The sequence below is a fragment of the Cellulosimicrobium cellulans genome (genome assembly GCF_007679345.1).
GTDB lineage: Bacteria > Actinomycetota > Actinomycetes > Actinomycetales > Cellulomonadaceae > Cellulomonas > Cellulomonas cellulans_A.
This window is the reverse complement of record NZ_VEGH01000005.1, coordinates 201,305-221,086: the sequence shown is the minus strand read 5'-3', so window position 1 is coordinate 221,086 and position 19,782 is coordinate 201,305. Positions and strand designations below refer to the sequence as shown.

At 75.6% G+C, this 19,782-nt stretch carries 18 protein-coding genes; 9 read left to right on the top strand and 9 right to left on the bottom strand.

Features of this window, described 5'->3' with window-relative positions; genetic code table 11:
* Positions 1 to 16: 16 nt before the first annotated feature.
* The 3 genes from rocD to FS882_RS08845 form a co-directional block, all read right to left on the bottom strand.
* On the bottom strand, positions 17 to 1,270 hold the full coding sequence (gene rocD, locus FS882_RS08855) for an ornithine--oxo-acid transaminase (RefSeq protein ID WP_158372699.1): 1,254 nt from the start codon (positions 1,268 to 1,270) through the stop codon (positions 17 to 19).
* A gap of 61 nt (positions 1,271 to 1,331) precedes the next feature.
* Entirely contained in the window at positions 1,332 to 2,162 is an 831-nt protein-coding gene (gene ddaH, locus FS882_RS08850) for a dimethylargininase (RefSeq protein ID WP_158372698.1), read from the bottom strand.
* Between the two features lie 147 nt (positions 2,163 to 2,309).
* Positions 2,310 to 2,858, bottom strand: a complete 549-nt coding sequence (locus tag FS882_RS08845) for a hypothetical protein (protein WP_158372697.1) — start codon at positions 2,856 to 2,858, stop codon at positions 2,310 to 2,312.
* 194 nt (positions 2,859 to 3,052) lie between these two features.
* Here FS882_RS08845 and FS882_RS08840 point away from each other — a divergent pair, with 194 nt between their 5' ends.
* Positions 3,053 to 4,045: an aldo/keto reductase gene (locus FS882_RS08840; RefSeq protein ID WP_158372696.1), complete on the top strand. Its 993-nt coding sequence runs from the start codon at positions 3,053 to 3,055 to the stop codon at positions 4,043 to 4,045.
* A gap of 324 nt (positions 4,046 to 4,369) precedes the next feature.
* On the opposite strand, the gene FS882_RS08835 is transcribed toward FS882_RS08840, so the two are convergent.
* Both FS882_RS08835 and FS882_RS08830 read right to left on the bottom strand, forming a co-directional pair.
* On the bottom strand, positions 4,370 to 5,110 hold the full coding sequence (locus tag FS882_RS08835; protein ID WP_158372695.1) for a hypothetical protein: 741 nt from the start codon (positions 5,108 to 5,110) through the stop codon (positions 4,370 to 4,372).
* The gene (locus tag FS882_RS08830; RefSeq protein WP_158372694.1) at positions 5,110 to 5,589 is read right to left on the bottom strand and encodes an OsmC family protein; all 480 of its coding nucleotides are present in this window, start codon (positions 5,587 to 5,589) and stop codon (positions 5,110 to 5,112) included. Before FS882_RS08830 ends, FS882_RS08835 begins: the two co-directional genes overlap by 1 nt.
* 198 nt (positions 5,590 to 5,787) lie before the next feature.
* Between FS882_RS08830 and FS882_RS08825 the strand changes: the two genes are divergently transcribed.
* From FS882_RS08825 to FS882_RS08815, 3 genes are all read left to right on the top strand, one after another.
* Complete coding sequence (locus tag FS882_RS08825; protein WP_158372693.1) at positions 5,788 to 7,008, top strand: EAL domain-containing protein; 1,221 nt, start codon at positions 5,788 to 5,790, stop codon at positions 7,006 to 7,008.
* An 80-nt stretch (positions 7,009 to 7,088) separates the two neighbouring features.
* Positions 7,089 to 8,330 carry a sensor histidine kinase gene (locus FS882_RS08820; RefSeq protein WP_158372692.1) on the top strand — a complete coding sequence of 414 codons (1,242 nt, stop codon included), beginning with the start codon at positions 7,089 to 7,091 and terminating at the stop codon, positions 8,328 to 8,330.
* The gene (locus FS882_RS08815; RefSeq protein ID WP_262348167.1) at positions 8,318 to 9,004 is read left to right on the top strand and encodes a response regulator; all 687 of its coding nucleotides are present in this window, start codon (positions 8,318 to 8,320) and stop codon (positions 9,002 to 9,004) included. Before FS882_RS08820 ends, FS882_RS08815 begins: the two co-directional genes overlap by 13 nt.
* Before the next feature lie 188 nt (positions 9,005 to 9,192).
* Here FS882_RS08815 and FS882_RS08810 read toward each other — a convergent pair whose 3' ends face one another.
* The 4 genes from FS882_RS08810 to FS882_RS08795 all read right to left on the bottom strand — a co-directional run bounded on the left by FS882_RS08810 (position 9,193) and on the right by FS882_RS08795 (position 11,551).
* The gene (locus FS882_RS08810) at positions 9,193 to 9,414 is read right to left on the bottom strand and encodes a hypothetical protein (RefSeq protein ID WP_158372691.1); all 222 of its coding nucleotides are present in this window, start codon (positions 9,412 to 9,414) and stop codon (positions 9,193 to 9,195) included.
* 3 nt (positions 9,415 to 9,417) lie between these two features.
* Positions 9,418 to 10,101 (bottom strand): ArsR/SmtB family transcription factor, encoded by a 684-nt coding sequence (locus FS882_RS08805; protein WP_158372690.1) that lies wholly within the window; start codon positions 10,099 to 10,101, stop codon positions 9,418 to 9,420.
* Between the two features lie 74 nt (positions 10,102 to 10,175).
* The gene (locus FS882_RS20955; RefSeq protein ID WP_187365230.1) at positions 10,176 to 10,616 is read right to left on the bottom strand and encodes a class F sortase; all 441 of its coding nucleotides are present in this window, start codon (positions 10,614 to 10,616) and stop codon (positions 10,176 to 10,178) included.
* A 278-nt stretch (positions 10,617 to 10,894) separates the two neighbouring features.
* Entirely contained in the window at positions 10,895 to 11,551 is a 657-nt protein-coding gene (locus FS882_RS08795) for a DUF4142 domain-containing protein (protein ID WP_187365229.1), read from the bottom strand.
* Positions 11,552 to 12,175: 624 nt separating this feature from the next.
* Between FS882_RS08795 and FS882_RS08790 the strand changes: the two genes are divergently transcribed.
* From FS882_RS08790 to FS882_RS08770, 5 genes are read left to right on the top strand one after another with little or no spacing between them, the layout of a single operon-like run.
* Positions 12,176 to 13,444 (top strand): ABC transporter substrate-binding protein, encoded by a 1,269-nt coding sequence (locus FS882_RS08790; protein WP_158372687.1) that lies wholly within the window; start codon positions 12,176 to 12,178, stop codon positions 13,442 to 13,444.
* 10 nt (positions 13,445 to 13,454) lie between these two features.
* On the top strand, positions 13,455 to 14,408 hold the full coding sequence (locus FS882_RS08785; protein ID WP_158372686.1) for a carbohydrate ABC transporter permease: 954 nt from the start codon (positions 13,455 to 13,457) through the stop codon (positions 14,406 to 14,408).
* A gap of 5 nt (positions 14,409 to 14,413) precedes the next feature.
* On the top strand, positions 14,414 to 15,325 hold the full coding sequence (locus FS882_RS08780; RefSeq protein ID WP_262348166.1) for a carbohydrate ABC transporter permease: 912 nt from the start codon (positions 14,414 to 14,416) through the stop codon (positions 15,323 to 15,325).
* A gap of 58 nt (positions 15,326 to 15,383) precedes the next feature.
* The gene (locus tag FS882_RS08775; RefSeq protein ID WP_158372685.1) at positions 15,384 to 18,482 is read left to right on the top strand and encodes an alpha-mannosidase; all 3,099 of its coding nucleotides are present in this window, start codon (positions 15,384 to 15,386) and stop codon (positions 18,480 to 18,482) included.
* Positions 18,479 to 19,720 (top strand): glycoside hydrolase 5 family protein, encoded by a 1,242-nt coding sequence (locus FS882_RS08770; protein ID WP_158372684.1) that lies wholly within the window; start codon positions 18,479 to 18,481, stop codon positions 19,718 to 19,720. Before FS882_RS08775 ends, FS882_RS08770 begins: the two co-directional genes overlap by 4 nt.
* Positions 19,721 to 19,782 lie beyond the last annotated feature (62 nt).

Below are 19,782 nucleotides of genomic sequence, written 5' to 3'. Positions count from 1 at the left end.
CCGCGGCGCGCGGACGTCAGCGGAGCGCCTGCGTCAGCCGGTCGAGCGCCAGGTCCAGGTCGTCGGCCTCGACGACCAGCGGCGGGGCCAGCCGGATCGTCGACCCGTGCGTGTCCTTCGCGAGCACGCCGAGCCCCAGCAGCCGCTCGCACAGCTCGCGACCGGTCATCCGCGCCGGGTCGACGTCGAGCCCGGCCCACAGCCCGACGCCGCGGCTGCCGACGAGCAGGCCGGTGTCGGCCAGCGTCGCCAGCCGCTCGTGCAGGTGCACGCCGAGCGTGCGGGCGCGCTCCTGGAACGTGCCGGGCCGCAGCAGGTCGACGACGGCGATCCCGACCGCGCACGCGAGCGGGTTGCCCCCGAACGTGGACCCGTGGGTGCCGGCCGTCAGCACGCCGAGCACGTCCGGCCGCCCCACCACGGCGGACACCGGCAGCACCCCGCCGCCGAGCGCCTTGCCGAGCGTCACCAGGTCGGCTCGCACGCCCCAGAGCTCGAGGGCGAACGTCGTGCCGGTGCGGCCGAGCCCCGACTGGATCTCGTCGGCGATCAGCAGCACGTCGGCCTCGTCGCAGATCGACCGCACGGCCGGCCAGTAGCCCGCCGGCGGCACGACCACGCCCTGCTCGCCCTGGATCGGCTCCAGCAGCACCGCGACGGTCGTCTCGTCGACCGCGTCCCGCAGCGCCTCGGCGTCGCCGAACGGCACCACCCGGAACCCCGGGGTGTGCGGGGCGAAGCCGTCGCGGGCCTCGGGGTCGGTGGAGAAGGACACGATGGTGGTCGTCCGGCCGTGGAAGTTGCCGGCGGCCACGACGATCGTCGCGCGCTCGGGGGCGACACCGCGGACGTCGTAGCCCCACTTCCGGGCGGCCTTGATGGCCGTCTCGACCGCCTCGGCGCCCGTGTTCATCGGCAGCACCATCGGCTGCGGGCCCTGCGCGCCGTCGGGCCCCGCGCCCGCCACGACCGGGCGCGCCAGGTCGGACAGCGCCCGGGCGAACGGGTGCAGCAGGTCGTGGTCGAAGGCCCGGGACGACAGCGTCAGCCGGTCGAGCTGCGCCTTCGCCGCCCCGATCAGCGCGGGGTGCCGGTGGCCGAAGTTCAGGGCCGAGTAGCCCGCGAGCATGTCGAGGTACGTGCGGCCGTCGGCGTCCCGCACCCACGCGCCCTCGCCGGTCGTCAGCGTGACGGGCAGCGGGTGGTAGTTCGGCGCGAGCGGGCCGGCGGCGGCGGCCTCGGCGTCCCGGCTCGGGATCGTGGCGGTCATGGGGGTCACCTTCCGGGCCGGGGGCGGTGCCGGCCGGGACGAGCCCGGCCGGCCGAGGGGGTCAGCGGGCGGGGCGGATCTCCAGCGTGCAGCACTTCGCGCCGCCGCCGCCCTTGAGCAGCTCGCTGGTGTCGACCGGGATCGGGCGGAAGCCGCGGTCGGTCAGCTGGGCGGCGAGGTCGGTGGCGCCGGGGGCGACGACGACGTTCAGACCGTCGCTCACGGCGTTCAGCCCGAGGCACGCGGCGTCGGCCTCGGAGGCGATGACGGCGTCCGGGTAGCGCCGCTCGAGCTCGGCGCGCGACGCGTCCGAGAACGCCGGCGGGAAGTACGCGATCTGCTCGCGGCCGGCGGTCGAGTCGAGCACGGCCAGCGCCGTGTCCAGGTGGTAGTAGTGCGCGTCGACCAGCTCGAGCGTCACGACCTCGCGGCCGGTGACCCGCGCGAGCTCGTCGTGCGAGGCGCGGTCGGTGCGGAAGCCGGTGCCGGCCAGCAGCACGTCGCCGACGCCGAGGATGTCGCCCTCGCCCTCGTTGACCTGCTCCGCGGTGTGCGTCACGTAGCCGTGGTCGGCGAACCACTTCTCGTAGGCCGGGCCCTCGGGCTGGCGCTCGGGGTAGCGGAACTTCGCGGAGTACACGAGGCCGTCGACGATCGTCGCGCCGTTCGCGGCGTAGACCATGTCCGGCAGGCCCGGGATCGGGTCGATCGTCTCGACGGTGTGGCCGAGCTGCTCGAAGGTGTCCTTGAGGACCGTCCACTGCTGCACCGCGAGGCCCGCGTCCGTGTACCGCGTCGAGTCCATCCACGGGTTGATCTCGTAGGAGACCGTGTAGAACGTCGGCTCGCACATCAGGTAGTGGCGGCGGGTCTGCTGCGGGGTCGCGGGCATGGTGCTCCTCGAGGTGTCCGGGAACGGCGTGGTCGGACGTCGGGCCGCCTCGTCGGGGCGCGTCCGGGCAAGCCTACGATCCACCCGCCCGGTGCATCATGGCGCGACGTTGCGTGCAGGCCACCGGTTCGTTGCGCGAATCGACCGTCAGGCGGCAGTTCGTTGCGCGCCGTCCGCGGCCTCGCGCGCCGCGCGGCCCAGGACGAGACGCAGCATCCCGTCGACCAGCAGCACGCCGAGCCACCGTGTCGCGGCCGGCGGGAGCCCCCGCAGGTGGACCTGCTCGCTCCAGGTGACCCGGGCCGACGTGCCGGCGGCCTCGACCTCGATCCGGGCCGTGCCCAGCAGCACGGGGCCGAGCTTCTGGAACACGGCGACGCCCGGGACGGCGCCGAGCGGGCGCTCGTAGCGCTCGATGCGCATCCGGTCGACCAGCCCGGGGCCGCCGCGGCGCGCGGTCGGGCCGCTCACGGCGACGATCCGGTCCCCGACCTCGGGACCGGTGCGGCCGGGCCAGCGCTCCCAGCCGGGGCCGGCGGCCTCCGCGGACGGCCGGGTGAGGTCGACGCGAGTCAGCGGGACCCACCGGGTGTGGTGCCGGGCGTCCGCCACGAGGTCCCAGGCGCGCTCGGCGTCCAGGGGCAGCACCCGGGACACGCGCGCCCACGGCGTCCGGTCCCGGTCTCGCGTGATCATCGTCGCCCTCGTCCCCCGTCGGTGCGTGCGCTCGCGGGGCGCGGGACCGCTCGCCCCGCGTCGACCCCGGGCGCGTCCCGACATCCTCCTCCCTGGGATCGTCACCCGTCGTCGTGAATCGCGGCCCCGCCGGTCCCTGCTGGGTGCAGGCACCCAGGCGCGCCCGGGTGAAAGGGCCGGGGTACCCTCGGCCCGTGCAGACGAGGACGCTGGGCAGGACGGGACGGGACGTCTCGGTCGTGGGGCTGGGCTGCTGGCAGCTCGGCGCCGACTGGGGCGAGGTGGCCGAGGACGACGCGCTCGCGGTGCTGGCCGCCGCGACCGACGCGGGGGTGACGTTCTTCGACACCGCCGACGTCTACGGCGACGGGCGGAGCGAGTCGCTGATCGGGCGGTTCCTGCGCGAGCGGCCCGCCGACGCCGCACGGATCACGGTCGCCACGAAGATGGGCCGGCGCGCGGACCCGCACGTCGCCGAGGCCTACACGCTCGACGCGTTCCGCGCGTGGACCGACCGGTCCCGGGCGAACCTCGGCGTCGACACGCTCGACCTCGTCCAGCTGCACTGCCCGCCGAGCGCCGTGCTCGACCGGGACGCGACCTACGACGCGCTGGACACCCTGGTCGACGAGGGCCGGGTCGCCGCCTACGGCGTGTCCGTCGAGACCGTCGACGAGGCGCTGGCCGCGATCGCCCGCCCGCACGTCGCGACGATCCAGATCATCCTCAACGCCTTCCGCCGCAAGCCGCTCGAGCGCGTCCTGCCCGCGGCGGCCGAGGCCGGCGTCGGCATCATCGCGCGCGTCCCGCTCGCGTCCGGGCTGCTGTCCGGGAAGTACGACGAGCACACCGAGTTCGCCGCGACCGACCACCGGTCGTTCAACCGGCACGGCGAGGCGTTCGACGTCGGCGAGACGTTCTCCGGCGTGCCGTTCGAGGTCGGCGTCGCCGCGGCCCGTGAGGTCGCCGCGCTGACGCCGGCCGGTGCCACGACGGCCCAGCTCGCGCTGCGGTGGATCGTCGACCAGCCGGGCGTCTCGACGGTCATCCCCGGCGCGCGCAACGCCGAGCAGGCCCGCGGGAACGCGGACGCCGCCCTGATCCCGGCGCTGGACGAGTTCACGCTGGACCGCTTCCGCGCGATCTACGACGAGCGCATCCGCCCCCACGTCCACGACCGCTGGTGACCCGCTGACCCCCGCCGCGCGCTGACCCCCGCCGCGCGCTGACGCGCCGCTGCGCGCTGACGCGCCGCTGCGCGCTGACGCGCCGCTGCGCGCTGACGCGCCGCCGCGCGCTGACGCGCCGCCGCGCGCTCCCGCACGGCGCCCCTTCGCCGAGTCTCCACTTCGCGCCTCCGCCGGCCCGCCCGCGCAGAGGCACGACGTGCAGACTCGGTGGGGGCCTGGCGCGCGCGAGGGGGTGCGAGCGCGCGGAGGGTGCGAGCGCGCGGAGCGTGGGGCGTGCGCGCGCGAGGGCGCGTGCGAGGGCGCGTGCGAGGCGCGCGCGGGCTAGCGGCGCGGGAGGTGCTTGCGGGGCTGCTCGATGACGCGCGGCGCGCCCTCCGTGGCCTCGACCACGAGGACGCTGTCGCTCCAGCGGTCGGGCGCGGGGCCGAACGCCTTGCGGGCGCCCTGGATGACGGTGCGCCCGAGGGCCCGCCCGCCGGTGATGCCGATGACCGCGCCGACCCCGAACGGCACCATCCGCCCGAGCGCCAGGCCGCCCTGCCGTGCGAGCTGCTTGCGGAACAGCTGCCGGGTGAGCCGGGCGTTGACCCGCCGGATCGTGCCGGTCGGCATCCGGGTCAGCAGCGCCCGGGCGACGTTGAGCCCGCGCAGCCCGGTCAGCTCGCCGACGTCCGTGACGGCCTTCGCGCCGGACTCGCCGAGGATCGTCGCGAGCAGCAGCGCCCGGCGGCGCTCGGCGTCCTCGACGTCGATCCCGTGCACGCTCGCGACGGCCAGCGAGAACGCCGCGGACGCGCCGAAGAACGTCGCCACGTCGCCGACGGTCAGCGCCATCGCCACGCCGGTGCCCACGGCGGGGGCCGCCGCTGCTGCGCCGACCGCGCCTCCCGTGCCCTGGACGACGAGCAGGTACTCGCGCTCGAGGAGCCCGATCACCTCCGCGGGGCTGGCCTCCGGGTTGCGGCGCCGGACCGAGTCGACGTGGGCGTGGATCGTGGCGGACGGGATCGTCACGGCCCGGTCCAGGGCCGCGTCGACGATCGGGGTCCGGCGCAGCGCCATCACTCGCCCGTGATCTCGAGGTCGACGGTCGCCCCGGCCTTCAGCGTGTTGCCGACGGTGCAGTGCTGCTCGACGGCGCGGTGCACGACGCGCAGCAGCCGCTCCTTGGTCGCCTCGTCGAGCCCGGACAGGTCGACGACCATCCGCTCGTGCAGCGCGGGGTACCGGTCCTCGGGCTTGTAGTTGTCGCCGCTGACCTCGACGGTGACCTCGACGTCGTCGCCGAGCCGGTGGCTCAGGGCGGTGTCGGCGGACATGCCGGAGCAGCCGGCGAGCGCGACCTTGAGCAGCTCGCCCGGGGTGAAGACGGCGCCGGCCTCGACCGGGCCCATCAGGACCTCGGCACCGCGCTCGTTGCGCCCGGTGTAGGTGCGGGTGCCGGTGCGCTCGACCCAGAGCCGGGACGTCGGGGCGGTGGGGGCGTCGGGGGTGGCGGGCACGTCGGTCTCCGGCGCGAGCCCGGTGTTCGGGGACTCCATGCGCCGATCCTGTCACGCGGCCGGTGACTCGGCAGGGGGATCAGCCGTGGGCGGACGGCCCGGTGGGCGCTCGCCCGGACGGGTGGATCCCCGGGTGGCGCCCCCCGCCCGGCGCGCGCACCGCGGGCGGCGCTCACTAGGCTGACCGACGTCGTGCCGGGTCCAGCGGCGGGTCCGGCGGGGGCGAGCGGGGGCCGCATGAGCGTGGACGAGGACCGGGACGTGGCGCTGACGACGGGCGTGCCCGTCGACCCGGACGTGCGGCAGATCCTCGACCGCGTGCGCGAGCACCTCGGCATGGACATCGCCTTCCTCTCCGGCCTGACGACCTCGGCCGAGGTCGTCCTCGCCACCAGCACCCAGACCGGGCCCATGCAGATGGCGGTCGGCGACGCGCACGACCTGGACGACACCTACTGCGTGCGGGTCCTGGCCGGGCTGCTCCCGCCGGTGCTCCCGGACGCGCGTCGACACCCGGTCGCCCGCGACCTGGCCGCGACCGCGGACCTCGGCATCGGCGCGTACCTCGGCGCCCCGCTGCGCGGGCCCGACGGCGAGCCGGTCGGGATGCTGTGCTGCCTGGCCCGGGGCGCGAACCCGCTGCTCGACGAGGACGCGCTGCGGGTGCTCGGCCTGGCGGCTGCGCTGGTCGAGGACCGAATGGGCGCGTTCGGGCTGCCCCACCGGCCCGCGGTGTCCGAGCGGGTGCGCTGGATCCGGTCCGTGCTGGCGGACCGCGCCGTCCGCACGGTGTTCCAGCCGGTCGTGCACCTGGGCACCGGCGAGGTCGTCGCCGTCGAGGCGCTGTCCCGGTTCGACCCCGAGCGGTTCCCGACCCCGGTGCACGCCTTCGCCGCGGCGGCCGCCGCCGGGGAGTCGGTCGAGCTGGAGCTCCTGGCCGCGGAGTGCGCGCTCACCCGGCTCGGCGACCTGCCCCCGGGCGTGCGGATGTCGATCAACCTGTCGGCCGAGGCGCTCACGGACCCGCGGACCGCCGACCTGCTGCTCGCGCACGGCCCGGTGGCCGCCGTCGAGGTCACCGAGCACACGCCGGTCGCCGACTACGAGGCGCTGACCGCCGTGACCGACCGGCTGCGCGCCGCGGGGCACCAGGTCGCGGTCGACGACGCCGGCGCCGGGTTCGCCAGCCTGCGGCACGTGCTGCAGCTCCGGCCGACCGCCATCAAGCTCGACCTGGCGCTGGTGCGGGGCTGCGACCTCGACCCGGTGCGCCGGGCGCTGATCCGGGCGGTGGCCGAGTTCGCCCGGGGGATCGACTCGTGGCTCGTCGCCGAGGGCGTCGAGACGGAGCACGAGCGCGCGGCGCTGCGCGAGCTCGGGGTCGACTACGGGCAGGGGTACCTGCTCGGGCGCCCGGCGCCGCTCGACGTGGCGCTGCGCGGCGCCGACGGGGGCTGACCCTCCTCCGCCGCAGGGGGGAGACGGCCCAGCCCGGCGGCCGATCCGCGCGCGACGCACCGCGACCTAGGCTCGGCGGCATGCCCGCCCCCGTCCCCGCCGCCGCGCTGGCTCCGCCGCGCCTCGGCCCGTGGTCCCGGACGTGGCGCTACCTGCTGGCCGTGGGATCCGGGTTCGTGCTCTGGGTCTTCGTCTCCCACGACCTCGGGGCGGCGTCGCTCGCGAACGAGGACGTGGCGGGCGGGCTCATGCTGCTCGACCTGGTCCTCGGGTTCGTCGCGATCGGGCTGCTGCCGCTGCGCCGACGGCGCCCGCTGCTGACCGCGGTCCTGATCACCACGCTCACGGCGCTGTCGGCGTTCGCGATCGGTCCGGCGATGCTCGCGCTGGTCTCGCTCGCCACCCGGCGCCGGTGGCGCGAGGTGGCCGTGATCGGGGCGGTGTGGGTGCTGGCGTCGACGGTCTACGAGCTGCTCTACCAGGGCAGCTCCGCGTCCGAGGACCTGGGCGTGCCGTGGCTGCTGCTCGCCCTGGGCCTGAGCCTGCTGTTCCTCGGCCTGCTCGTCGCGATCGGGTTCTACGTCGGCGCGCGCCGGGAGCTGCTGCAGACCCTGCGGCTGCGCGCCGAGGCCGCCGAGCGCGCCCAGGAGTCGCGGGCCGCCGAGGCCCGGCAGGCCGAGCGCACCCGGATCGCCCGCGAGATGCACGACGTGCTCGCGCACCGGATCTCGTTGGTCGCCATGCAGGCCGGCGGCCTCGCGTACCGGGAGGACCTGACCCGCGCGCAGATCACCGCCTCCGCCGAGACCATCCGGGACAGCGCGCACCGGGCGCTCGGCGAGCTCCGCGAGGTGCTCGGCGTGCTCCGGGCCGACGACGAGACCGTGGTCCCGACCGAGCACGAGGCGCCGCAGCCGACGCTCGCCGAGCTCCCGGCCCTGCTCGCCGACGCCGACGAGGCCGGGACGCCCGCGCGCCTGGACGTGTCCGGGCTGCCCGGCGGGGACCGGTCGGCGCTTGCGGCCCTGCCCGAGACCGCATCGCGCACGGCGTTCCGGGTGCTGCAGGAGGCGCTGACGAACGCCCGCAAGCACGCGCCGGGGCAGGAGGTGCGCGTCCGGCTCGCGGGCGCGCCGGGGGAGCGGCTGCTGGTCGAGGCGCGCAACGCCGTGCCCGTCGGGGTGGTCGCCGGCGCGCCCGGGGCGGGGCTGGGGCTCATCGGCGCCGCCGAGCGCGCCGAGCTGCTCGGCGGGTCGCTGGAGCACGGGATCGAGCAGGACGGGCGGTTCGCCGTGAGAGTGTGGCTGCCGTGGCCGAGCTGACCCCGACCCCGACCGCCGCCGACGTCGTGCGCGTGGTGGTCGTCGACGACGACGCCCTGGTCCGCGCCAGCCTGCGGATGATCCTCGGGGGCGACCCCCGCCTCGAGGTGGTCGCCGAGTGCGGCGACGGCGCCGAGGCCGTCACCGTGGTGCAGCGGCTGCGCCCCGACGTCGTGCTCATGGATGTCCGGATGCCGCGGGTCGACGGGCTCACCGCGCTCCGGTCGCTCGCCGCCGCCGGGTCGCCGGCACGGGTCATCGTGCTGACCACCTTCGACGCCGACGAGCTGGTGCTGCGCGCGCTGCGCGAGGGCGCCGCCGGGTTCCTGCTGAAGGACACCCCACCGGCGCAGCTCGTCGACGGGATCCACCGGGTCGCGGCGGGCGAGCCGATCCTGTCGCCGACGGTCACGGCCCAGCTCATCGCGTCGGTGGCGAAGCCGGAGGACGCCGAGCGGCGGGCGGCGGCGCTCCGGGCGCTGGAGGTGCTGACCCCGCGCGAGCGGGACGTCGCGGTGGCGGTCGCGGAGGGGCTGTCGAACCAGGAGGTCGCCGAGCGTCTCTACCTCGGGCTGGCGACGGTGAAGACCCACGTGGCGCACCTGTTCGCGAAGCTCGGCGTGGCGAACCGGGTGCAGATCGCGCGCCTCGTCCACGACGCCGGCCTGGGCTGACCGCCCGGCCCCCGCCCGGCCCGCGGCTGCCCGCCCGCCGCAGGTCGCGCAGGGCTGCCGCCGCGGCGAGGGGGTACTCGACGCGTCGAGCGAGTAGTCGCTGGTTACTCGCTCGACGCGTCGGGTACCCCCTCGGCGGTCCGGACGAGCGGCCCGGCCGGGCCGGGCCGCGGCCGCCGCGCGGGGCGTCAGACGCCGATGCCGGCGCGCGCCGCCAGGGCCCGGTCCACCGCGGCGTCGCGGTCCGCCAGGGCGCGGGCCGTCGCGCGGGCGCGGGCTGCGGTGCGCGGGTCGGCGCCGTCCCGCGCCGGCCGGCTCAGGACCGCCCGGCGGCGGCGCACCGACAGGTAGGGCAGGCGGAGCGGCACCGGGCGGGTGCCGTAGCTGACGTCGAAGGTCACCGTGGTCATGGCTCAGTCCTCCTGCTGCGGTGCGTGCGGGGCGGCCTCGGCGGCGGGCTCGAAGGCCATGTCGGGGTTGATCGCGGTGAACAGCCGCATCATGCGGGCGCCACCGGGTCGGATCGCGGGGTCCACGGTGCGCCCGTCGAACCGCTTCATCAGCGCGTGCAGGCCCTCGATCAGCTCGGCCGTCTCCGTCGGGGTGGCCCAGAACGCCGACGTGGTCAGCTGGGTCAGCGGGATGAGCTCGGGGTCGGCGACGCCGTCGTGGTCCAGGTGCCGCAGGTGGTCGATGTAGCGCTCGGCCTCGCGGCGGACCGAGATCTCGCCGAGCTCCAGCACCGCCCGGCGCGACGCCGGGTCGAGCGGGTCGGGCGTGATGTTGCGCTCGCGGGACACGACGCGCCAGGGGCGCTCGCGGCCGCGGGGCTCGGCGGGCTCGATGTAGCCGGCCTTGGCGAGCGTGCGCAGGTGGAACGAGCAGTTGGCGACGGTCTGCCCGAGGTGCACGGCGCACTCGGTCGCGGTGGCCTCCCCGACGTCGTCCAGGAACGACAGCAGGTCCATCCGGACGGGGTGGGCGAGCGCCCGGACGCGGGTCGGGTCGGTGACCCGCATCGTCCCGGCGTCGCGCCCGCGCGCCGCGGCGTCGCGGGCCGCGTCGTCGGCGTCGGTGTCGTGCTCGGCGGTGGTCATGGCAGCAACGGTAGTCGCGCAACACCTCTTGCGCAAGAGGTGTTGCGCAAGAGGTGTTGCGCGACCGGCGTGGCTCAGGCAGGTGCCGCGATGATCACCGCGTTGTCCGAGTAGTGCCCGTCCCGGAAGGTGCCGCTGCAGGTGATCAGCACCAGCCGAGCCGGACCGCCGACGGCGAACAGCTCCTCCGGGAGCCCGCCGGCCTTCGGATAGGACCGGATCTCGGCCACGGTGTACCGCGCCGTGGCGCCGCCCTCGGTGGCAACCTCGACCGCGGTGCCGACGGGCGCCCGGAGCACCGCAGCCAGCGGCCCCGGGCCGACCCCCGCCGCGTCGACGTGGGCAGCGATCACGGTGGACCCCTGCGGCGAGTCGGGCACCGCCCCGCTCGACCACCATCCCGCGACGCGCGGGTCCGGGGGTACCTCGAGCGCGCCGTCGCCGTCGACGCCGACCGGAACCACGTCCACCGCGATGCCGAGGTCGGGTACCGACAGCCGCGTCGGTGCCGCCACCGGATCCGGTGCGGTGATCGCGGCCGGCGCTCCCGCGCCTCCGGGCAAGGGCTCGGGGCGCGGGACGACCTGCGTCCCCGACGGGGAACCCGCGGCCGGCCGCGCCTCCGTCCCGCTCGCCGGCGCCGCGACGGCGACCCGTAGTGCCGGCGGGGACACCAGCACCGCGACCCCGGCGCCGGCGAGCACCAGGCCGGCGACCGCGAGCGCGGCAGCCGGAGCCCGCCGACGAGCGCGGCCGGTGCCTCGTCCGGGGCGCCGGCCGCGGCCCCCGGTTCTCACACCCGGCGCCGGCGCAGCACCAGACCGCCCGCGACGGCGACCGCGAGCGCGCCCGTGCCGAGCAGAGCCAGCCCGAGCGCCGACGAGGACGTCGCCGCCTGTCCGCCGGAGCCCGCCGGGACCGAGGTCGGCACACCGAGCTCCTGCGCCGTGGCGAGCAGCCCGTCGAGATGGCGCTGGACCACGGGGGCGGCGGCCGCGGCCAGGTCCTTGACCGCTTGGTCGGAGCCCTGGGCGAGCTCCTGCTCGCCGGCGGCGAGCGTGGCGCGGTGCCCGGCGATCTGGGACTGCACCCAGGCGCGGTCGAAGGCGTCGCCGGACTGCGCGGCGACCTCGGCGAGCGCCTGCTGCTGCTCGGGCGTCGGCTCGGCGGGGAGCGCGACACCCAGCTGCTGGGCGACCGGCGTGAGCGAGGCGTCCAGCGCCGTGTGGTCGTCGATCAGCATCTGGCCGTGCATCCGCACGTCGTCGCTGGTCGCCTTCTGGAGCGCTGCCTGGCCGGCGGCGATCTCCGCGAGGTTGCTCTGGTGCGCGGCGACCAGCCACGTCTGGTCCTGCGCGTTCGGCTGTGCGGCGGCCGGACCGGCGGCGAGGCCGAGCGCGGCGGTGGCGGCGACGAGCGCCAGCGCGGTGCGGTGGAGCAGAGACTTCATGACGTTCCCCCTCGGAAGTCGTGGCCCCGCTCTGGACCGCTGCCTCATCATGCGGGCACGGCTCGGCGTCGCGCATCTGGGCCGTGCCGGTCGGCGGTGCGACGGCGGGGCCGTCGACGAGCGAGACGGCCCACCCCGACGCGACCGGAGTCGGCGCCCCCGGCGCGACCCCGCGCGCCCAGTGGGTCCGCGAGACGTCGAGAGTGCATCCGGGGGGCGCGCTCTCGACGTCCCGGTTGCCCGACCGGCGATCGGAGCGCCACGAGGCCTGCGCCACGCCCGCGCGCGGAGCAGGCGTGGCAGGCCGGGAGGCCGGTGGCCTGGCCGACTGCGTAGGTGGTGGCCGCATCCGCGCGGGGCGCCGCCTCGGCGCCGGGTCCTCCTACGCTCCTGACGCTGCGCTCGGTGGCGGTGGCGCGGCTCCTGGTGCCGTCCCGCCGCACGGCACCGTGCGCCTCCCGGCACCGACGCTCGCGGACCCGCCGCGAGCTGCCGCGGCGCTCTGCTGCCGTGGGCCGCTCGGCGCAGGCGGGTCTTGACACGGCACCCCACCCCCGACCATGCTGCTAAAACGCTTTAGTAGCACTCCACGATGCAACGACGCACACCGACGGAGGTCCACGAATGAGGCGCACGATCGGGCTCGCCCTGGCGGCGGGACTCCTGCTCTCCTCCTGCGCGCTGTCCGGCACCAGCACCGACGCCCGGGACCCGGGCGACGCCGACGGCGAGGTCACGGGCGAGGTCACCCTGCAGACCTGGGCCCTGAAGCCCCGGTTCACCGAGTACGTCGAGGGGGTGGTCGCCGCGTTCGAGGAGGAGTACCCGGGCACGACGGTCACCTGGCTCGACCAGCCCGGCGAGGGGTACGCGGAGAAGGTGCTCTCCCAGGCGACGGCGGGCGAGCTGCCCGACGTCACCAACCTGCCGCCCGACATGGCGCTGCCGCTGGCGCGCGAGGGCGTGCTGCTCGACCTCGACCAGGTCGAGGACGACCTGTCCGCGACGTACGTCGACGGCGGCCTGGGTGCCTACGCGTTCGCCGGGGTCGAGGGGACGTACGGGTACCCGTGGTACCTGACCACGGACCTGAACTACTGGAACTCCGAGATGATGGCGGCCGGCGGCCTGGACGCGACGGACCCGCCGACGAGCTTCGACGAGCTGGTGACGCAGGCCCGGACGCTCAAGGAGGCGACCGGCGCCTACCTGATGAGCCGCAAGCCGGGCATGAACGACCTGGTGTCCAACGGCATCCCCGTGCTGTCGGACGACGGCGACGAGTTCGTGTTCAACAGCCCCGAGGCGGTGGCGCTGGTCGAGCAGTACGCGGCGGCCTACGCCGAGGGCCTGATGCCGCAGGACGTGCTGACCGACGCCTACCTCGGCAACAGCGAGCTGTTCACGAAGGGGGAGGCGGCCTGGTCGACGGGCGGCGGCAACTTCATCTCCGGCGTCCTGGAGAACAACCCGTCCCTCGAGGGCAAGATCGTCCCCTCGCCGTACATGGGCGTCACCCCGATGTACGTGCAGGGCGTCTCGGTCCCGGCCGCGTCCAAGAACCTGCCCGCCGCGCTGGCCCTGGCCCGGTTCCTCACGAACGCGGAGAACCAGGAGGCGTTCGCGGAGCTCGTGCCGGGCATCTTCCCGTCCACCGTCGAGTCGCAGGACAACCCGTCGTTCAGCGAGAGCGACGGCACGGCGGAGGGCGACGCCAAGGTCATCGCGTTCACCGGGCTCCCCGACGCCGAGGTGCTGCAGCCGGTCGAGGTCACCGAGGCCATGTCCACGTACTTCGACCAGCAGGTCGCGGCGGCCGTCGCGGGGCAGGTGACCGCGCAGGAGGCGCTCGACGCGGCGGTCGCCAAGTGCAACCAGCTGCTGAACGACTGACCCGCCGGCCATGACCACCGCACCCGAGGCGACCGCCTCGGTCCCCGCTCCCGTCGGCCCGCGCGGCCGGCGGGGCCGGGGGACCGGGGCGACCCGCACCCACGCGTGGTTCGCGCCGTGGCTGCTCTGCCTGCCCGCCGTCGTGTTCCTGCTGGCGTTCAACCTGTGGCCGTCGGTCAACGGCGTGATGCTCGCCTTCACCAACGTGAAGCCGCTCAGCGGCGGCGAGTTCGTCGGGCTGGCCAACTTCAGCCGGATGATCGGCGACGACCAGCTGGCGACCGCGCTGCTGAACTCGATCGTCTACATGCTCGTCTGCGTGCCGTTCCTGCTGCTCGTGCCGCTGGCGCTGGCGCTGCTGGTCGAGAAGAAGATCCCCGGGATCTCGTTCTTCCGGACGGCGTTCTACACGCCCGTCGTGGCGTCCGCGGTGGTCGTGGCCCTCATGTGGGGCTGGATGCTCGACGACCGCGGCGTCATCAACGGCATGGCCAAGTCGCTCGGCGTCATCACCGAGTCGATCCCGTTCCTCACGGACCGGTGGCTCATCCTGTTCAGCGCCATCAGCCTCACCATCTGGAAGGGGCTGGGCTACTACATGATCATCTATCTGTCCGCCCTGGGCGGCGTCGGCCGGGAGCTGCACGAGGCCGCCGCCGTCGACGGGGCCTCGGCCTGGCGCAGGTTCTGGAGCGTCACGGTCCCGGGCGTCCGGAACACGATGCTCCTGGTGTCCGTGCTCATCACGGTGTCGGCGCTGCGGGTGTTCTCCGAGCTGTTCATCCTCACCAACGGCACCGGCGGCATCGGCGGGGCGAACGTCTCCGTCGTCATGCTCATCCAGATGTACGCCCGCGGGTTCAACGGGAACCTCGGCTACGCGTCCGCGCTGTCGATCCTGCTGTTCCTCATCACCCTCGGGCCGCTGCTGCTCATCGCCCGGATCAACCGGAAGGCGGGGTGAGGGCCGTGGCCGCTCCGACCGTCACCGCGCCCGCCACCCGGGACGTGGTCGTCCCCCGCGCGCCCCGCCGGCGCCGTGGCCGCGGGTTCTCCAGCATCGGCACCCGCGAGCTGGTCGTGCGCTACGCCCTGCTCCTGCTCGTCCTCGTCATCACCGTCGGGCCGTTCCTCTGGCAGCTGTCGACGTCGCTGAAGGGGCCGGGCGAGGACATCTACACCGCGACGCCGGTGCTGATCCCGGCCGAGCCGACGCTCGGCAACTACGTCAAGGCCGCGCAGACCGTCCCGATCCTCGGTTTCATGCGCAACTCGCTGGTCGTCGCCGGGATCGTCGTCCTGGGCAACGCGATCGGCACCACGATGGCCGGCTATGCGCTGGCCCGGCTGCAGTTCCGCGGCCGGAAGCTGCTGCTCGGGGCGATGCTCGCGACGATGCTGCTGCCCGGCGAGGCGACGATCGTGGCGCAGTACCTGACGATCCGGCAGCTCGGCCTGGCCGACAGCCTGCTCGGCGTCGCCCTGCCCGGTGCGGTCGGGATGCTCAACGTGCTGCTGATGCGGACGGCGTTCCTCGCCATCCCGAAGGAGCTCGACGAGGCCGCCATCGTCGACGGCGCGAACGTCTGGCACCGGTTCTGGCGCATCGGCCTGCCCAACGCCAAGGGCATGCTCGCGGTCGTCACGATCTTCGCGTTCATCGGTGCCTGGGACGACTTCCTGTGGCCGCTGATCGTCCTGACGACGCCGGACAAGTTCACGCTCACCGTGGGCCTGCAGTACCTGTCCGGCACGTTCTCCGCCAACCCCCGCGTGATCGCCGCCGGGACCATGATCGCGTTCATCCCGATCGTGATCTTCTTCGCGGTCCTGCAGCGGTACTTCTTCCGCGGGGTCGACCAGGGCGCCATCAAGGGCTGAGCCGCCCCAGCCCGGTCCCGCACCCCGCCCCCCGCACCACCCGGAAGGAACCCCCGAAGTGCACGACGACCGCACCCTCGTCGAGGGCCGCCTCGAGCGCGTCCTCGCCCACCGCCTCCGACCCGCGGTGTTCCGCACCGTCGGCACCCTCGACGTCGAGGCCTGGCACGTCGACGGGGGGCAGGGGGAACCCGTCGACCCGGCGCACGCCCTGCCCGGCCCCGGCCGCGGCGCCGACGTCGCGTACCGCCCGTTCCGGGTCGGCGACCCGTGGGGCCCGGCGTGGGGGACCACCTGGTTCCACCTCACGGGGACCGTGCCGGCGGAGGCGGCGGGCCGGCGGGTCGAGCTGGTGGTCGACCTGGGCTGGGCGGACCACTCGCCGGGCTTCCAGGCCGAGGGGCTGGTGTACCGCCCGGACGGGTCGGTGGTGAAGGGGCTGAACCCGCGCAACGTCTGGGTGCCGGTCGACGGCGAGGCGGTCGACCTGTACGTGGAGGCGGCGGCCAACCCGCTGATCCTGGGCTACGACCCGTTCCGGCCGACCACGCTGGGGGAGAAGGCCACGGCGGGCGACGCCCCCCTGTACCGGCTGGCGCGCGCCGACGTGTGCGTCGTCGAGCAGGACGTCTGGGAGCTGGTGCAGGACCTGGAGGTGCTGGACCAGCTGGCCCGCGAGCTCGCGATCGGCGACCCGCGCCGGCACGAGGTGCTGCGCGCGCTGGAGCGGTCGCTGGACGCGCTCGACCTCGGCGACGTCGCCGGGACCGCCGCCGCGGCGCGGGCCGAGCTGGTCGAGGTGGCGTCCCGCCCCGCGGCCGCCTCGGCGCACCGGATCTCGGCCGTCGGGCACGCCCACATCGACTCCGCCTGGCTGTGGCCCGTGCGGGAGACGGTCCGCAAGGTCGCCCGCACCGCGTCGAACGTGGTGAACCTGCTGGACGAGGACCCCGACCTGGTGTTCGCGATGTCCTCCGCCCAGCAGTTCGCGTGGATCGAGGAGCACCGGCCCGAGGTGTTCGCCCGGGTCCGGGAGCACGTCGAGGGCGGCCGGTTCGTCCCGGTGGGCGGCATGTGGGTCGAGTCGGACACCAACATGCCGGGCTCGGAGGCGCTCGCCCGGCAGCTCGTGCACGGCAAGCGGTACTTCCTGGACACCTTCGGCATCGAGACCCGCGAGGTGTGGCTGCCGGACTCGTTCGGCTACTCGCCCGCGCTGCCGCAGCTCATCCACCTGTCCGGGTCGCGGTGGTTCCTCACGCAGAAGATCTCCTGGAACCAGGTCAACCCGTTCCCGCACCACACGTTCCGCTGGGAGGGGATCGACGGCAGCCGGGTGTTCACGCACTTCCCGCCGATCGACACCTACGCCGCCGAGCTGTCGGGCACGCAGCTCGCCCACGCGTCGCGGAACTTCCGGGACAAGGGCCGGGCCACCCGGTCGCTCGCCCCGTTCGGCTGGGGCGACGGCGGCGGCGGGCCGACGCGCGAGATGCTGGCCCGCGCCCGGCGCACCGCGGACCTGGAGGGGTCGCCCCGGGTCGCGGTCGAGCCGCCGACCGCGTTCTTCGAGGCCGCCGAGGCGGAGTACCCGGACGCCCCGGTGTGGGTCGGCGAGCTCTACCTGGAGCTGCACCGCGGCACGTTCACCTCGCAGGTCGCCACGAAGCAGGGCAACCGGCGCGGGGAGCACCTGCTGTTCGAGGCCGAGCTGTGGTCCGCGACCGCCGCCGCGCGCGGGCTGGTCGAGTACCCATACGACGAGCTGGACGCGATCTGGAAGCAGCACCTGCTGCTGCAGTTCCACGACATCCTCCCGGGGACGTCGATCGGCTGGGTGCACCGGGAGGCGGCGGAGCAGTACGCGGCGATGCGTGAGCGGCTGACGGCGGTCGTCGACCGGGCGACCGGGGCGCTCGCGGCGGCGGCCGGGGGCACGGACGCGGGCTCGGCCGGGAGCGCGGGCGCGCTGACGTTCAACGCGGCGCCCCACGAGCGCGCCGGCGTGCCGGCGCTCGGGGCGGCGCCCGCGGGCGTCATGGGCGCGGTCGAGGTGCTGCCGCGGCCGGACGGCACGACGGTGCTCGACAACGGCCTGCTGCGTGTCGAGGTCGACACCGACGGCCTGGTCATGGCGCTGCGGGATCTGGTCGCCGAGCGCGAGGTGCTGCCGCCCGGCGCCCGCGCCAACCTCCTCCAGGTGCACCCGGACTTCCCGGTGATGTGGGACGCCTGGGACGTCGACCGGTACTACCGGAACGTCGTCGAGGACCTGACGACCGCCGACGCCGTGGAGGTGCTCGACGAGCCCGGCGGGGCGGCGACCGTGCGCGTGCGGCGGACGTTCGGCGCGTCCGCCGTCGTCCAGGACGTGACGCTGCGGCCGGGCGCCCGGCGGCTCGACCTGCGGACCGAGGTCGACTGGCAGGAGCGGGAGCGGCTGCTCAAGGTCGCGGTGCCCCTGGACGTGCACGCGCTCGACGCGGCGTTCGAGACGCAGTTCGGCCACCACCGCCGCGCGGTGCACGAGAACACCTCGTGGGACGCCATGCGGTTCGAGGTCGTGGCCCACCGGTTCGTGCACGTCGCCGAACCGGGCTACGGCGTGGCCGTGCTGAACCGGGACACCTACGGGCACGACGTGCGGCGCGCGGCCCGGGTCGGCGGCGGCACGACCACGACCGTCCGGCTGTCGCTGGTCCGCGGGCCGCAGTTCCCGCAGCCCGACACGGACCGGGGCCGGCACGAGTTCGTGTACGCGCTCGCGCCCGGCGCGGAGGTCGGGGACGCGGTGCGCGAGGGCTGGGGGCTCAACGTGCCGCTGCGGGAGGCACCGGGCGGCGGCGCGGACACGGCCGTCGAGCCGCCGGCCGCCGTCGAGCCGCTCGCCCGCGTCGTCGCGGGGACGGCGGTGCTGTCGGCGGTCAAGCTCGCCGACGACCGGTCCGGCGACGTCGTGGTCCGGCTCTACGAGGCCGAGGGCCGGCGCGGAGCCGCGTCGCTCGCCCTGCCGGCCGGGACCGTGCGGGAGTGCGACCTGCTGGAGCGGCCGCTGGACGACACCGCCGCGCTGACCGGCCGGGACGGCGACGCCGGCCCCGTCCGGCTGGCGCTCCGGCCGTTCCAGGTCGTCACGCTGCGGGTGTCCGGGGCATGACCGCCGCGGACCCCGGGGGCCTGCGGTTCGGCGCGAACTACACGCCGAGCCGCGGCTGGTTCCACTCCTGGTACGACCTCGACCTGGACGAGGTGCGGCGCGACCTGGACTCGATCGCGGCGCTCGGCCTCGACCACGTCCGGGTGCTCCCGCTCTGGGAGGTGCTGCAACCGAACCGGACGATGATCCGCGGTCGCGCCGTCGCGGACGTGGTCGCCGTGGTCGACGCCGCCGCGGCCGCGGGGCTGGACGCGAGCGTCGACGTGCTCCAGGGGCACCTGTCGTCGTACGACTTCCTGCCGGCGTGGCTGCTGTCCTGGCACCGGCGCGGGCTGTTCACCGACCCGGACGTGGTCGCGGCGCAGGAGCGGCTGGTCCGGGCGCTCGGCGGGGCGCTCGCCGGGCACCCGGCGTTCCTCGGGCTGACCGTGGGCAACGAGACGAACCAGTTCGCCAAGCGCCGGCACCCCGACCCGCAGCCGCTCGACCCGCCGACCGCCGGCGCCTGGCTCACCCGGCTGCTCGCCGCCGCGGCGGGGGCCGCGCCGGGCCGGACGCACGCGCACTCGTTCGACGACGACGTGTGGTTCGTCGACGACAGCGCCGTGACCCCCGCGCACGCCGTCGGGATCGGCGACCTCACCACCGTGCACTCCTGGGTGTTCACCGGGGTGGCCGCGCAGTTCCCGGCCGGGCACCCCGCGTTCGACTGGTTCGCGCGCTACCTCCTGGAGCTCGCGGCCGCCTGGGGCCCGGCCGGGCGGGCGACCTGGCTGCAGGAGGTCGGCGCCCCGCTGCCGCATCTCGGGGCGGACCGGGTCGCCGGGTTCGCCGAGCGCACGCTGCGGAACGCCGCCGGGCACGACAGGCTGTGGGGCGTGACCTGGTGGTGCTCGCACGACGTGGACCGGACGCTCGCCGACTTCCCGGAGCTCGAGTACACGCTCGGGCTGCTCGACGCCGAGCGGCGGGTCAAGCCGCTCGGCCGGGCGGTCGCGGAGGCGGTCGCGGGGCTCCGGGCGTCCGGAGCCGGGGCGGACGCGGGCGTGCCGCGCGCCGGAGGGCTGCCGGGCGAGGTGCTGACCGTCCCGCACCGCGACGGGGTGGTGCGCCGGTCGGACACGGCGCCCGGGTCGGCGTTCTTCGCGGCGTGGGTCGAGGCGGCGGCCGCGGGGTCCCCGCCGCGGATCGCGGTGCCCGGGGGCGCGGTGGCGCTGGTCGAGGGCGCGGCCCCGTGACACGGCGCGGCACGCCCCGGGCGGCGGCAGCGCCGTGCGGGGAGCCGGGGCACGGGTACGCC

Bases quoted from the DNA above. Each gene is read 5' to 3' on its own strand.
- FS882_RS08820 (WP_158372692.1), top strand. From the start codon at position 7,089: ATGCCCGCCCCCGTCCCCGCCGCCGCGCTGGCTCCGCCGCGCCTCGGC.
- FS882_RS08770 (WP_158372684.1), top strand. From the start codon at position 18,479: ATGACCGCCGCGGACCCCGGGGGCCTGCGGTTCGGCGCGAACTACACG.
- ddaH (WP_158372698.1), bottom strand. From the start codon at position 2,162: ATGCCCGCGACCCCGCAGCAGACCCGCCGCCACTACCTGATGTGCGAG.
- FS882_RS08810 (WP_158372691.1), bottom strand. From the start codon at position 9,414: ATGACCACGGTGACCTTCGACGTCAGCTACGGCACCCGCCCGGTGCCG.
- FS882_RS08845 (WP_158372697.1), bottom strand. From the start codon at position 2,858: ATGATCACGCGAGACCGGGACCGGACGCCGTGGGCGCGCGTGTCCCGG.
- FS882_RS08795 (WP_187365229.1), bottom strand. From the start codon at position 11,551: ATGAAGTCTCTGCTCCACCGCACCGCGCTGGCGCTCGTCGCCGCCACC.
- FS882_RS08790 (WP_158372687.1), top strand. From the start codon at position 12,176: ATGAGGCGCACGATCGGGCTCGCCCTGGCGGCGGGACTCCTGCTCTCC.
- FS882_RS08835 (WP_158372695.1), bottom strand. From the start codon at position 5,110: ATGGCGCTGCGCCGGACCCCGATCGTCGACGCGGCCCTGGACCGGGCC.
- FS882_RS08785 (WP_158372686.1), top strand. From the start codon at position 13,455: ATGACCACCGCACCCGAGGCGACCGCCTCGGTCCCCGCTCCCGTCGGC.
- rocD (WP_158372699.1), bottom strand. From the start codon at position 1,270: ATGACCGCCACGATCCCGAGCCGGGACGCCGAGGCCGCCGCCGCCGGC.
- FS882_RS08805 (WP_158372690.1), bottom strand. From the start codon at position 10,101: ATGACCACCGCCGAGCACGACACCGACGCCGACGACGCGGCCCGCGAC.
- FS882_RS08825 (WP_158372693.1), top strand. From the start codon at position 5,788: ATGAGCGTGGACGAGGACCGGGACGTGGCGCTGACGACGGGCGTGCCC.
- FS882_RS08830 (WP_158372694.1), bottom strand. From the start codon at position 5,589: ATGGAGTCCCCGAACACCGGGCTCGCGCCGGAGACCGACGTGCCCGCC.